This is a genomic window from Pseudolysinimonas sp. (assembly GCF_051954455.1).
Lineage (GTDB): Bacteria > Actinomycetota > Actinomycetes > Actinomycetales > Microbacteriaceae > Pseudolysinimonas.
On the sequence record NZ_JBQCHS010000012.1, the window covers coordinates 67,277 to 80,447 of the forward strand.

Annotated in this window: 13 protein-coding genes and 2 riboswitches; of the genes, 9 read left to right on the top strand and 4 right to left on the bottom strand. The window is 70.8% G+C overall.

What is annotated here, in order from left to right:
* Positions 1–56 precede the first annotated feature (56 nt).
* Positions 57–1,100, bottom strand: coding sequence for an NAD(P)-dependent alcohol dehydrogenase (locus tag ACTHM3_RS04295; RefSeq protein WP_440404855.1), 1,044 nt, complete (start codon positions 1,098–1,100; stop codon positions 57–59).
* Positions 1,101–1,163: 63 nt separating this feature from the next.
* On the opposite strand from ACTHM3_RS04295, the gene ACTHM3_RS04300 reads away from it, so the two are divergent.
* Together ACTHM3_RS04300 and ACTHM3_RS04305 are read left to right on the top strand one after the other, a co-directional pair.
* The gene (locus tag ACTHM3_RS04300) at positions 1,164–1,643 is read left to right on the top strand and encodes a hypothetical protein (protein ID WP_440404856.1); all 480 of its coding nucleotides are present in this window, start codon (positions 1,164–1,166) and stop codon (positions 1,641–1,643) included.
* 16 nt (positions 1,644–1,659) lie between these two features.
* Positions 1,660–2,424, top strand: a complete 765-nt coding sequence (locus ACTHM3_RS04305) for a hypothetical protein (protein WP_440404857.1) — start codon at positions 1,660–1,662, stop codon at positions 2,422–2,424.
* A 4-nt stretch (positions 2,425–2,428) separates the two neighbouring features.
* Here the strand turns inward: ACTHM3_RS04305 and ACTHM3_RS04310 are convergent, their stop codons facing one another.
* Entirely contained in the window at positions 2,429–2,758 is a 330-nt protein-coding gene (locus tag ACTHM3_RS04310) for a hypothetical protein (protein ID WP_440404858.1), read from the bottom strand.
* A 72-nt stretch (positions 2,759–2,830) separates the two neighbouring features.
* On the opposite strand from ACTHM3_RS04310, the gene ACTHM3_RS04315 reads away from it, so the two are divergent.
* The 5 genes from ACTHM3_RS04315 (at position 2,831) to ACTHM3_RS04335 (ending at position 8,414) form a co-directional block, all read left to right on the top strand.
* The gene (locus ACTHM3_RS04315) at positions 2,831–3,340 is read left to right on the top strand and encodes a GNAT family N-acetyltransferase (RefSeq protein ID WP_440404859.1); all 510 of its coding nucleotides are present in this window, start codon (positions 2,831–2,833) and stop codon (positions 3,338–3,340) included.
* A 26-nt stretch (positions 3,341–3,366) separates the two neighbouring features.
* Positions 3,367–3,463, top strand: a riboswitch (glycine riboswitch).
* Positions 3,464–3,547: riboswitch (glycine riboswitch) on the top strand.
* A gap of 33 nt (positions 3,548–3,580) precedes the next feature.
* Positions 3,581–4,657: a glycine cleavage system aminomethyltransferase GcvT gene (gene gcvT / locus ACTHM3_RS04320; RefSeq protein WP_440404860.1), complete on the top strand. Its 1,077-nt coding sequence runs from the start codon at positions 3,581–3,583 to the stop codon at positions 4,655–4,657.
* Between the two features lies 1 nt (position 4,658).
* On the top strand, positions 4,659–5,018 hold the full coding sequence (gene gcvH, locus ACTHM3_RS04325) for a glycine cleavage system protein GcvH (RefSeq protein WP_440404861.1): 360 nt from the start codon (positions 4,659–4,661) through the stop codon (positions 5,016–5,018).
* Complete coding sequence (gcvP, locus tag ACTHM3_RS04330; protein WP_440404862.1) at positions 5,015–7,867, top strand: aminomethyl-transferring glycine dehydrogenase; 2,853 nt, start codon at positions 5,015–5,017, stop codon at positions 7,865–7,867. Before gcvH ends, gcvP begins: the two co-directional genes overlap by 4 nt.
* 67 nt (positions 7,868–7,934) lie before the next feature.
* Positions 7,935–8,414, top strand: a complete 480-nt coding sequence (locus ACTHM3_RS04335) for an N-acetyltransferase family protein (RefSeq protein ID WP_440404863.1) — start codon at positions 7,935–7,937, stop codon at positions 8,412–8,414.
* 225 nt (positions 8,415–8,639) lie between these two features.
* On the opposite strand, the gene ACTHM3_RS04340 is transcribed toward ACTHM3_RS04335, so the two are convergent.
* Both ACTHM3_RS04340 and ACTHM3_RS04345 read right to left on the bottom strand, forming a co-directional pair.
* Positions 8,640–9,161, bottom strand: a complete 522-nt coding sequence (locus ACTHM3_RS04340) for a peroxiredoxin family protein (protein ID WP_440404864.1) — start codon at positions 9,159–9,161, stop codon at positions 8,640–8,642.
* A 17-nt stretch (positions 9,162–9,178) separates the two neighbouring features.
* Complete coding sequence (locus tag ACTHM3_RS04345) at positions 9,179–9,985, bottom strand: CPBP family intramembrane glutamic endopeptidase (protein WP_440404865.1); 807 nt, start codon at positions 9,983–9,985, stop codon at positions 9,179–9,181.
* A 296-nt stretch (positions 9,986–10,281) separates the two neighbouring features.
* On the opposite strand from ACTHM3_RS04345, the gene ACTHM3_RS04350 reads away from it, so the two are divergent.
* Both ACTHM3_RS04350 and ACTHM3_RS04355 read left to right on the top strand, forming a co-directional pair.
* Positions 10,282–11,295: an ABC transporter permease gene (locus ACTHM3_RS04350; RefSeq protein WP_440404866.1), complete on the top strand. Its 1,014-nt coding sequence runs from the start codon at positions 10,282–10,284 to the stop codon at positions 11,293–11,295.
* 97 nt (positions 11,296–11,392) lie between these two features.
* On the top strand, positions 11,393–13,168 hold the full coding sequence (locus tag ACTHM3_RS04355; protein ID WP_440404867.1) for an ABC transporter substrate-binding protein: 1,776 nt from the start codon (positions 11,393–11,395) through the stop codon (positions 13,166–13,168).
* Positions 13,169–13,171: the final 3 nt, after the last annotated feature.

Here is a 13,171-nt window from a genome sequence, read left to right on the forward strand (position 1 = left end):
GTCGGGATCGGAAGCACCGCGTAGCGACTCCTCGACGCTGGGCGGAGGAGAAGGGACTACAGCGTCGCGATGTCGATGACGAACCGGTAGCGCACGTCGGAGCGGAGCACGCGCTCCCAGGCCTCGTTGACGTCCTCGGCGCGGATCAGCTCGGTCTCGGGCGCGATGCCGTGCTCGGCCGAGAAGTCCAGCATCTCCTGGGTCTCGCGGATGCCGCCGATCGACGAGCCGGCGAACGAGCGACGCTGATTGAAGAGCGCGAAGACCGGGACCTCCATCGGCTCCGGCGGCGCGCCGACGCTCACGAAGGTGCCGTTCAGGGCGAGGAGACCGAGGTACTTGCGCATCGGCAGCGGCGCCGAGACGGTGTTGATGATGAGGTCGAACGAGTTGCGCAGCTCGCGGAACGTGGCGTCGTCGGAGGTCGCGCGGTAGTCGTCCGCGCCCATTGCGAGGCCGTCGTCCTTCTTGGAGAGGGTCTGCGACAGCACGGTCACCGTCGCGCCGAACGCGTGGGCGAACTTCACCGCCATGTGGCCGAGGCCGCCGAGCCCGACGACCGCGACGCGCACCCCGGGCCCCGCGTTCCAGTGACGCAGCGGCGAGTAGGTCGTGATCCCGGCGCAGAGGAGCGGCGCGACGGTCGCGAGGTCGAGGGCGTCCGGGATGCGGAGCACGAAGTCCTCGTCGACGACGACGTGGGTCGAGTACCCGCCCTGCGTGACCGTCCCATCGCGGTCGACGGAGGCGTAGGTGCCGGTGTTGCCCTTCAGGCAGTACTGCTCCTCCCCGGCGAGGCAGTTCTCGCACTCGCGGCAGGAGTTCACCATGCAGCCGACGCCGACCCGGTCGCCGACGGCGTGCTTCGTCACCTCGGAGCCGACCTCCGTGACGATGCCGGCGATCTCGTGCCCGACGACCTGCGGGTAGGAGATCTCGCCCCACTCGCCCCGAGCCGTGTGGATGTCGGAGTGGCAGATGCCCGCGTACTTGATCTCGATGAGCACGTCCTTCGGGCCGACGTCGCGGCGCTCGATGGTGGTCTTGACGAGGGGCTCGGTGGCGGAGGGCGCGGCGTACGCGTCGACGGTCGTGGGCATGCCCCCAGTTTACCGGAGGCGCCCTCCGGCCCCGGACCGCTCCAGGCGGCGCAGAATCGTGGGGTGGACGGACGACCGGCGATCGCGGAGGCGCAGGAGGCGGTAGATGCGGCCGTCGCCGAGCTCACCGCGAGCGGCGCGCGCGCCGAGGTGCTCGCCGAGTGGCGCACCGGCCGGCGGATCGGACCGCTGCGGCGCCCCGACGCCGTCGCCGCGGTCGGGCGCGTGTGGCGGCTCGGCGCCCTGCTGCTCGCGCCGGACGGCACCCTCCGCCGCACCGGAGAGGTCATCCAGGCCCAGCCGCTGCGCTTCGACAACCACCAGTCGAATCGCGCGGCGGTGCGCCGCGAGCTTCGGGTCGCGATCGAGAAGGCTGGGATCCCGGCGGGGGAGACCGTGAACATCGACGCACCCCCGGTCGCCCTCGCCGACGTGCTCGAGGTCAGCTGGAACGGATCCGGCGAACCCGGCACCCTCGTACCGCTCCCGGTCTACCTCCGCGAGCGCGTCGAGCTGCTCGCGCACCCGCCGGGCGGTGCCTGAGCGGCAGAATCGGGGCATGGCGCAGCCTCCCGCGACACCCCGCACCCCCAACGTCGGCGCCTGGTCGGGCGCCGCCGCGCTCGCCGTGGCGTTCTTCACCGTGGTCGAGTTCGCCGTGCGCCAGATCTTCGTCGGCTCCCGACCGGGGCTCGGCGAGGCCGAGGCCCTCATCGCGTTCTCGCAGCGGACCGCCGCCGGCACCCTCGGCGTGATCGTGATCGACACCTTCCTCATGGCGTCGCTCATCGTCTTCCTGGCGTCGTTCCGTCAGCTCATCACGCAGCGGCGGCGCGACCTCGACTGGGTCAGCGCCCTCGCCTACGGCGCGGGCATCGCCTATGTCGCCGTCACGCTGGTCGGCGACGGGATGGAGGGCGGTGCCGCTCTCGATGCGGCCGGCCCGCATCCCGACATCCATGTCATCCGCACCCTCACCCTCGGTCACGCCCTGCTCTTCGGATCGATCGGTTGCGTGCTGACCGCGCTCGTCGCGGCGGCGTCGGGCTACGTCACGATCGTCTCGGGAGCCCTCCCGCGATGGACCGGCCGCCTCGCCCTGGTCGTCGCCGCCGCGAACATCGCGGCGGTCGCCACCGTTTTCGGGGGCACCGACGACAGCTTCCACTCGGTCGGAGGCTGGGGCACGGCAGCGCTCGCGACCTTCCCGTGGCTGGTCTGGGTGGTGTGCGTCGGGATCGTCGTGATCCGAGGCCGCCGCGACCACCATGACATCGCCAAGGCGGACGCGACGGCCTCGGTCGCGACGATCGATCAGTTCTAGCGGATCAGCGCCCGATCGCCTTGTCGTTCTCCTCGTGCTTCAGCGCAAGGCCGAGCGCGAAGAAGGTCGGGGCCCAGTGACCGATGAAGATGCCCCAACGGTCCGACTGCGAGCGGTCCGTCTTGCGGTTCGCCTGCGACACGGCCCAGCTCACGAAGCTGAGGCCGATCGACGCGAAGCCGCCGAGGTAGGCCCACTCGCTGCGGAATCCGGCGTCGCTGAGGGCCCGGACGGGGTTCTGGAGACCGGCCTGCTGGGCCGCCTGCGCGCGCTTCTTGGCCTCCCGCGTGAGGCGGTCGGCCGTCTTCTGGGTGTCGTTCTTGAGGGAGCTCATGGCAGTACCGTGCGCCCTCGGGTCGCGCCCGTCGCGGATTCACACCGTCCATTCACCTGACACCATGGCTGCATGCTGGTTCGCCCGAGCATCCGCTTTCAAGCGTCGGTCGTCGCGGCCGATGCGGAGTTCGGCGAGGAGTGGGCCGACGGGTCGGGGCAGTACCTCGGCCCGCGCGAGGGCCTCGACGATCCCGAACGGTTCGCGGACTGGGTCGCGATGCTCCACGCCGACGCCGAGGAGGACGACGCGCGCCCCGAGCGGGTGCCGAGCACGCTGCTCTGGATCGTCGACGGCGACGAGTTCATCGGCTTCGTGGCGATCCGGCACCGGTTGAACGAGTTCCTGCTCCGCGAGGGCGGCCACATCGGCTACAGCGTGCGCCCGTCGGCGCGCCGGCGAGGCTGGGCGACCCGCGCGCTCGCCGAGGCGCTGCCCCTCGCGCGCGGCCTCGGCCTCGAGCGGGTGCTCGTGTGCTGCGACGAGGAGAACGCCGGATCGCGCGCCGTCATCGAGGCGAACGGCGGCGTCTACGAGGACAGTCGCAACGGCACCCGCCGCTACTGGATCGACGCCCGCTAGGCTGGCGGCACAACAGAACACCGGCCGCAGGCGATGCGGGAGAGCCCGGGGAGCACCTCCCCCCGGCACCGAAGGAGCAAGCCTCCCCGCCAATCTCTCAGGTCCGCGTACCGCACCGTCAGGCCACTCTGAAAAGCGGGTCCTCGTGACCCCGCCCACGGTGAAAGCGCGACGCGCGAAGCTCTCAGGCACCATGACAGAGGGGGAGTCCGCGCTCGCTTCCGCCCCGAGAGGACTCCGATGTCCGACGAACCCCTCCGCTCCCCGCTCGACGCCGTGCACACCGCCCTCGGTGCGAGCTTCACCGACTTCGCCGGCTGGCGGATGCCGGTCTCCTACAGCTCCGATCTCGCCGAGCACGCCGCCGTGCGCACCGCCGCGGGGCTGTTCGACCTGAGCCACATGGCCGAGATCCTCGTGCTCGGCGCCGAGTCGGGCGCGGCGCTCGACGCGGCGCTGGCCGACAAGCTCTCGGGGCTCGAGCAGGGGCGTGCCAAGTACACGCTCCTGCAGGCGGAGGACGGCGGCATCCTCGACGACCTCATCGTCTACCGCACCGGGCCGGATCGGTTCCTCGTCGTCGCGAATGCGGGCAATCGGCACGTGGTCGCCGAGGCGCTGCGCGATCGGATCGCGCCCTTCGACGCGATCGTGGAGGACGAGACCGACGACATCGCCCTGATCGCGCTGCAGGGACCGCTCGCCGAGGAGATCCTCCGCAACGTCGAGGGCTTCGACGTCCCGGCGCTCGACGGCCTCCGCTACTACCGCAGCACCCCCGGCGACTTCCGAGGCCACCAGGTGCTCGTCGCCCGGACCGGCTACACCGGCGAGGACGGCTTCGAGTTCTACCTGGCCCCGGATGCGGCCCCGGTGCTCTGGGAAGCGATCCTCGAGACCGGCGCGGGCTCGGGCCTGATCCCGGCCGGCCTCGCCGCTCGCGACACGCTCCGGCTCGAGGCCGGGATGCCGCTGTACGGGCACGAGCTCGACCCGGCGACCCGGCGCGAGGGCACCGGGCGCAGCGCACGGTTCGTGCGGGACGGGCGGGTTCTCGTCGGACTCGAGGCCGCCGGTCGTCGTGCCGCGCGCGCCGGGTATCCCGTGATCCACGGCGGCGCGGTCGTCGGCGAGGTCACCTCCGGGGCGCTCTCGCCCACCCTCGGGCACCCCGTCGCCATGGCGTTCGTCGATCCCGCCGCCGCGAAGCCCGGCACCGTGCTCGCCGTGGACGTCCGCGGCACCGAGCTTGACGCCACCGTCGTCCCCCTTCCCTTCTACCGTCGTCCCGCCGCCTCGACCCCCAAGGAGTCCTGACATGTCCGAGCGCCACTTCACCAAGGACCACGAGTGGGTGGAGGTCGACGGCGACATCGCGACCGTCGGCATCACCGCCTACGCCGCCGACAAGCTCGGCGATGTCGTCTACGTCGAGCTGCCGAAGCCGGGCGCCGCGCTCGCCGCGGGCAGCGTCGTCGGCGAGATCGAGTCGACCAAGTCGGTCGGCGAGCTCTTCGCCCCGGTCGAGGGCGAGGTCGTCGAGGCGAACCAGGCCGTCGTCGACGACCCCGCGTCGATCAACGCGGACGCGGATGCCGCCTGGCTCATCAAGGTGCGCTTCACCTCCCTGCCGGAGCTGCTGTCCGCCGAGCAGTACGCGGAGCTGACCGCCGAATGACCCGATCCGACTCCGTCCCCTTCTCCGCCCGCCACATCGGCACCGACGCCGCCGCTCAGCGCGCGATGCTCGCCGCGGTCGGCTACGACAGCGTCGAGGCGCTCATGGACGCGGCGGTGCCCGCCGGCATCCGCGTCGCCGACGACCTCGCGAGCACCCTGCCGCCCGCCGCGAGCGAGCGCGACGCGCTGGCCGAGCTCCGCGAGCTGGCCGACCGCAACCGCGTGCGCACGCCCATGATCGGCCTCGGTTACCACGGCACGATCACGCCCAGCGTGATCCAGCGGAACGTCCTGGAGAACCCGAGCTGGTACACGGCCTACACCCCGTACCAGCCCGAGATCTCGCAAGGACGCCTGGAGGCGCTCCTCAACTTCCAGACGATGGTCTCCGACCTCACCGGCCTGGCGACCGCCAACGCGTCGATGCTCGACGAGGCGACCGCCGTCGTCGAGGGGATGCTGCTGGCGCGCCGCGCGTCCGGGTCCACGTCGAACGTCTTCCTCGTCGACGCGGACGCCCTCCCGCAGACCCGCCGCCTGCTGGCGCACCGCGCCGCCGCGGTCGGCATCGAGCTGCGCGAGCTCAGCGGGTCGAGGAGCGGCGACGCCGCGCATCGAGACTTGCCCGACCTCCCCGAGCACTTCGGTGTCCTCGTCCAGTACCCGGGCGCGAGCGGTCGGATCTGGGATCCGACCCCCGTCATCGAGGCGTCCCACGTCCAGGGCGGTGTCGTCGTCGTCGCGGCCGACCTGCTCGCCATGACGCTCCTGCGCTCGCCCGGCGAGATGGGCGCGGACGTCGCGGTCGGCACCTCCCAGCGCTTCGGCGTGCCCCTCGGCTTCGGCGGACCGCACGCCGGCTACCTCGCCGTGCGCGCCGGGCTCGAGCGGCAGCTCCCGGGCCGGCTCGTCGGCGTCAGTCAGGACGCGGACGGCTACCCCGCCTACCGCCTCAGCCTGCAGACCCGCGAGCAGCACATCCGTCGCGAGAAGGCCACGAGCAACATCTGCACCGCGCAGGTGCTCCTCGCGGTCGTGGCCTCCATGTACGCCGTCTACCACGGGCCGGAGGGCCTCAAGGCGATCGCGCATCGCGTCAATCGGCTCACCCGGCTGCTTGCCGACGCGCTCGCCGCGGCGGGGCTCGAGCCCGTGGACGATGCGTACTTCGACACCCTCACGCTCCTCGTCCCCGGTCGTGCCGACGCCGTGGTCGCCAACGCGGCCCAGCTCGGCATCGACCTGCGCCGGGTCGACGGCGACGTGGTCGGGGTCACCCTCGACGAGACGACGACGGAGCACGACGTGCTCGCCGTTCTCGCCGCGGTGCTCGGAGACGACGCACCGGACGGGCTCGGGTTCAAGCCGGTCGCCCGCGGCATCCCGCCGGAGCTCGTCCGCACGAGCGCCTACCTGACGCATCCCGTCTTCTCGACCCACCGGTCCGAGACCGCCATGATGCGCTACCTCAAGTACCTCGCCGACAAGGACTACGCGCTCGACCGCGGCATGATCCCGCTCGGCTCGTGCACCATGAAGCTCAACGCGGCGACCGAGATGGCGGCGGTCACCTGGCCGGAGTTCGCCGACATCCACCCGTTCGCGCCGGAGGACTCGACCCGGGGCTACCTCGAGCTCATCGGGCAGCTCGAAGGCTGGCTCGCGGAGGCGACCGGCTACGACGAGGTGTCCCTGCAGCCGAACGCGGGATCGCAGGGCGAGCTGGCCGGGCTCCTGGCGATCCGCGGCTACCACCTCGCGAACGGCGACGCGGCGCGGACCGTCTGCCTCATCCCCTCGAGCGCGCACGGCACCAATGCGGCGAGCGCGGTGCTCGCCGGCATGCGCGTCGTCGTGGTGGCGACCGACGAGCTCGGCAACGTCGACCTCGACGACCTGCGCGCGAAGGTCGCGGAGCACGCGGACGAGCTCGCGGCGCTCATGGTCACCTACCCGTCGACCCACGGCGTGTACGAGCACGAGATCCGGGCGATCGCGGAAGCGGTGCACGACGCCGGCGGCCAGGTCTACGTCGACGGCGCGAACCTCAACGCGCTCCTCGGCTACGCCCGGTTCGGCGACTTCGGCGGCGACGTCTCGCACCTCAACCTGCACAAGACGTTCTGCATCCCGCACGGCGGCGGCGGCCCCGGCGTCGGCCCGGTGGCGGCGAAGGCTCACCTGGCACCGTTCCTGCCGCGGGGCGACCGCAACCCGGTCTCCGCCGCTCCGTACGGCAGCCCCGGGATCCTGCCGATCTCGTGGTCGTACGTGCGCATGATGGGCGCGGAGGGGCTCAAGGCGGCGACGGGAGCCGCGGTCCTCTCGGCGAACTACATCGCGGCCCGGCTCCGCGAGCACTACCCGGTGCTCTATGCGGGCGACAACGGACTCGTCGCGCACGAGTGCATCCTCGACCTGCGGCCGCTCCGCGAGCGCACCGGTGTGACGGTCGACGACGTGGCGAAACGCCTCATCGACTACGGCTTCCACGCGCCGACGATGTCGTTCCCCGTCGCGGGCACGCTCATGGTCGAGCCGACCGAGAGCGAGGACCTCGCCGAGATCGACCGCTTCATCGAGGCGATGATCGCGATCAAGGCGGAGGCGGACGCGGTCGGCGCGGGGGAGTGGCCGGCATCCGACAATCCGCTCGTCAACGCCCCGCACACCGCGGCGTCGGCCGTGGCCACCGAGTGGACGCACCCCTACGCGCGCGAGACGGCGGTCTACCCGGTGCCGGCCCTCGTGCACCGCAAGTACTGGCCGCCGGTGCGCCGGATCGACCAGGCCTACGGCGACCGCAACCTGTTCTGCGCGTGCCCGCCGATCGAGGCGTTCGCATGAGCGACCGCCTCGACCGGCGTCCGCGGTGCCGGCCGGCCGCGCCTGCTGCGCGCGAGGAGGCGACCGCATGAGCGAGGCTCCGGCCATCCGGGTGCGCCCCATGACGGCGGAGGAGTTCTCCGCCTGGCAGGAGCACTCGTTCGCCGCCTACGCGGTCGAGGTGTCCGAGGCGCGGGGCATCCCGTTCGAGGACGCGCGGCGCATTGCCGCCGAGAGCCACGCCCGGTACCTGCCCGACGGGCAGGCGACGGCGGGCGTGCACCTCGTCGTCGGCGAGGACGCCGCGGGAGCCCGGGTCGGCATCCTCTGGGTCGGGCCGAACCCGAACGGCGTCGGCCCGGCGTGGGTCTACGACATCGAGGTCGAGGAACCGCGGCGCGGCGAGGGCTGGGGCCGGGCGCTCATGCGGGAGGCCGAGCGCCTCGCCCGCGAGGACGGCCACGCCGAGATCGGCCTCAACGTGTTCGGGTCGAACACGGTCGCCCGGCGCCTCTACGAGTCCCTCGGCTTCGCGACGTCGAGCGTGCAGATGCGCAAGCCGCTGTAGCGCAGCCGCGGTCTACCGACGCCCGCCCGCGGGCGTGTCCGCGTCCGCGTCCGTATCCGTGTCAAGACTTCAGGAAACGGCGGGCGAGTTGGCACCGGTCCCCGCAGGCCGCGCCAGGGTCTCCTGAACTTTCGACCGTTAGCGGGTGGCCGGCAGCGGGTCGCGGGCAGCGGGTCGCGGAACGATCGGGCTGAGGGCATCCGGGCGGACCTCGGCCGAGACGGATCAGAGCGGAGCGGGGAGCGAGAACGCGCCGCCGGACGGGGCGGGGAAGAGCCGCAAGATCTCGTCGCGGATCTCGTCCGCCTTGCGGAAGGTGAGCCCGACCATCGCCACGTGCTTCCAGCGCACGACGCCCGCACCGTCGATGATGAACACCGACCGCCGGGTCAGGAGGCCGCCGAGGGTCGAGACGCCGTAGGTCCTCGCGACCCCGTCCCGCGAGTCGGCGAGCAGCGGGAAGCCGAGCCCCTGCTTGCGCGCGAACTCCTCGTGGCTCTCGATGCCCTGCACGCTGATCGCCCAGACCTGCGCGCCGAGCGCGTCGAAGCCGGCGAAGTTGTCCTGGTAGGAGCACAGCTGCTCGGTGCAGACCTTGCTCTGATCCAGCGGATAGAACGCGAGCACGATCGGATGCCCGCGCTCCTCGGAGAGCCGGAACGGACGCCGACGCGCCTCGCCGTCGACGATCTGGATGCCGGGGAGCACGAAGTCGGGCGCGACGTCGCCCACCTCCACGGCCCCCATCCTCGGAATCCTACGTGTCAGTGCCCGGCGACGCCGAACAGCGCCGGGAAGGCGCTCGCCGCCCACCCGTACCCGACGAAGACGGCCGCGTCGATGACGAAATGGGCGACGACGAAGGGCAGCAGCCGGCGGATGCGCGTGTAGAGCCACCCGAAGATCAGCCCCATCACGACGTTCCCGACGAACCCGCCCCAGCCCTGATACAGGTGGTAGCTGCCGCGGACCAGGGCGGCGGTCGCGATGATCGCCCAGCGGTTCCAGCCGAGGCCCCCCAGTCGGTCGTAGAGGAAGCCGAGGACCACGGGCTCCTCCTGAAGCGCCGCGCGCAGCGCCGAGAGCAGGAGCACCGGCACCGTCCACCAGTACGGCTGCAGCCCGGCCGCGTCGACGCCGACCGCGAAGCCGAGAGCTCGCGCCCCGAGGTAGACCCCGATCCCGCCGGCGCCGATGACGATCGCGAGCCCGAGCCCCCAGGCGGCGTCGGCGGCCCGCGGGCGGACGAGGCCCAGACGGCCGAGGTGCGGCCGCCGCGCGCTCCAGACGAAGTACGCGGCGAGGACGACGGGCGCGAGCGAGAAGACGATGTCGAGGAGCTGGTAGGTCAGATCGACGTACTGCCGGTCGCTCAGGCTCGGGTTGAGCGTCGTCGTCTGACCGGCGAGCCCGCGCGGCCGGGTCGCGTAGTCGATGAGCTGCACGACCGCGTAGACGGCCGACTGCCCGAGGCCCAGCCCGAGCACGAGCACCATCTGCCACCGCGCGCGGGCCGAAGAGCCCGGAGCCCCGTCGAGATTGTCGGGACTCGACAACGCCGTGGGGGTCACGATCCCGATCGTAGGCATCGTCGTCGGAGAGAATTCACCTGACAGCGGCTCAACAGCGCATGATTTCGCCGGTGCGCGGTGGATTCCTGCATGATCGCGCTGGGCGCGCAAGATTCCGCACCTCGCGTTTCCGCCATGTAACGATTCCTCTTACGGTTTTGGTGAGCGGGACCCCCCTATCTAAGGTCTGTGTGTACTGCTCGGTCGCGACAGCGCCGTCGTGACGATTCAGGGAGGAACAACAGAATGACCCGATCGACCATCTCGCCTCGCGTGGACGCGCGGTAGGCACCGGGATGTCGACAGTCCCCCCCGGAGAGTTCATCGCGCAGGCCACCGCCCCGGCCGGCACGTTCGACGGCGGCACCGGCCCCGAGGGTCCCCGCGAGATCGTCAGCCGGTCTCCCGGTCGCCTGGCGTGGGAGCGCTTCAAGTCCGACAAGAAGACCGTGGTCGCGGCGATCATCGTGGGGATCTACATCGTCCTCGCGATCCTGGCGCCGATCCTCGTCAATCTCGGCGTGCTCGACCCGCTCTCGACGCACTCGAATCTCATCAACGACCTCGGACTCCCGACATTCTCGACCAGTTGGGCCCATCCGTTCGGCGTCGAGCCGGGCACCGGGCGCGATGTGCTGAGCCGTGTCTGGTTCGGATTGACCTTCTCCCTGTTCATCTCCGCCGTCGCCGCGGTCTGCTCCGTCATCATCGGCGTGATCCTGGGCATCATCGCGGGCCTCAACGGCGGGTGGGCCGACACGCTCATCGGCCGTCTCATCGACCTCGTCCTGAGCTTCCCGCAGACGCTCATGCTGCTCGCGCTCTCGAGCGTCATCGTCGCCTGGCTCACCGGCACGCTCCACGTCCCGTCGGGCAACACCGCGCAGGCGACCTACGTGATCCTCGTGCTCGCCGTCTTCGGCTGGCCGCCGGTCGCGCGCGTCGTCCGCGGTCAGGTGCTGAGCCTGCGCGAGCGCGAGTTCATCGATGCGGCGCGGCTGCTCGGAGCAGGCCCCGGCCGGCTCTACTTCCGCGAGGTCCTCCCGAACCTGTGGGCCCCGATCCTCGTCCAGTTCACGCTGATCCTGCCGGCCTACGTCTCGGCGGAGGCGGCGCTGTCGTACCTCAGCATCTCGATCCAGCCGCCGACGCCCACGCTCGGCAACATCCTCAAGTACTCGATCCAGTTCGCGTCGAGCGACTTCGTGTTCTTCATCGCCCCGGCGTTCCTGCTCGTGCTCATCGTGGTCTCGTTCAACCTGCTGGGCGACGGACTGCGCGACGCGCTGGACCCGAAGGCGACTCGATGACCGGCCTCCCGCCGGTCCCGCAGACTCCGCGGCCACGAGCCGTGGACGGAACGCGTCTCCCGACGCGAACCACCCAACACCAAGGAGAGAACTGACAATGACCAAGAAGTTGTTGTCGCGGGTCGCCGTGATCGCGTCCGTGGGACTGATCGCTGGCGGGCTCGCGGCCTGCTCCGGCGGGGGCTCCGGCGACGGAGGCGGCTCGTCGAACGGCGGCCCGACCAAGGGCGGCACCATCACGATGCTCGACGTGACCGGTCAGTGGGAGGCCACCGACCCGGCCGGCGTCTACCTCGGTGAGGAGATCGCCGAGCTCCGCCGCCTCGTGTTCCGCGGCCTGACCGCCCTGCCGGTCACCAGCGACAAGAACGCGAAGCCCGTCGCGGACCTCGCGACCGACACCGGCACCACCAAGGACAACGGCAAGACCTGGTCGTTCACGCTGAAGGACGGCGTGAAGTGGCAGGACGGCAAGGACATCACCTGCGCCGACCTCCAGTACGGCCTGTCGCGCTCCTACGACGCCTCGCTCGTCGCCACCGGCTCCGGTGTCGGCACGACGTACTTCGGTGCGGGCGGCTACAACCTGATCGACCCGTCGGACCCGTCGTACGACATCGAGTCGAACTACACCGGTCCGCTCACCGGCTCCGCCGAGGCGCAGGCGCACTTCGACAAGGCGGCGTCCTGCTCCGGCAAGACCATCACCTACCACTTCCAGAACGCCTGGGCGGACTTCCCGTACGCCGCGGCCGCGCTCTTCACGACCGACCCCTACGAGAAGTCGTTCGAGAAGGGCACCGCGAACCAGTGGCGCATCAACTCCGACGGCCCGTACCAGCTGAAGGAGGCCGCCTACGACACGCAGGTCGGCGGCACCTTCGTGCGTAACAAGAACTACGACCCGAAGACCGACAGCACCAAGGTCCGTGCGGCCTACCCGGACACGGTCAAGTTCGAGATGGTCGCCGACCCGGAGACCGCGACCGAGCGTCTGATCGCGGACTCCGGCGCGGACCAGACCGCGTACTACCCGGGCAACGTGCCCTCGACGAAGTACTCGGAGGCGGCCAGCGTCGACCCGAGCCGCGTGAAGACGAGCACCTCGCCGTACACGCGCTTCCTCGAGATCAACTCGCTCACCCTGACGGACCCGAACACGCGGAACGCCCTCATCGCGGCGACCGACCGTGACGCGGTCCTGAAGACCTACGGCGGCAGCAAGTACGGCACGCCGACCTCGTCGATGGTGTCGTCCGCGGTCCCCGGCTTCAAGGAGACCTCGGTGTCGAAGATCAAGTCGAGCGGCGACGTCGCGAAGGCGAAGGAGCTCCTCGCCAAGACCAGCAACCCCACCCCGAAGATCACGCTCGCGTACTCGGACACCCCGGTGAACGGCAACGTGGCGGCGGTGCTCCAGCAGAGCTGGCAGAAGGCCGGCTTCCAGGTGACCCTGCAGGCGATCTCGCTCGACGCGAAGCCCGGGTACTACACCCAGGTGAGTGCCAAGAACAAGCCGATCGACGTGTTCTTCGCCGGCTGGGCCGCTGACTGGCCGTCGATGTTCGCGGTCGTGCCGCCGATCGTCAAGTCGAACCCGAAGGACGCCCAGAACGGGCAGGGGTTCAACTACGGGTTCTACAGCAACTCGAAGGTCGACGATCTGATCAAGCAGGCCAACAACACCACCGACACCAGCAAGCAGCAGAGCCTGCTGGCTCAGGCGGATGACACGGCGGTGAGCGACGGCGCGTACGTGCCGCTGCTGAACCAGAACAACTACTTCGTGTACGGCTCCAAGATCGGTGGGTTCCTGCCGGACGTCGCGTCCAGCTACTACCCCGACCTCGGCGGCATGTACGTCAAGAAGTAACTA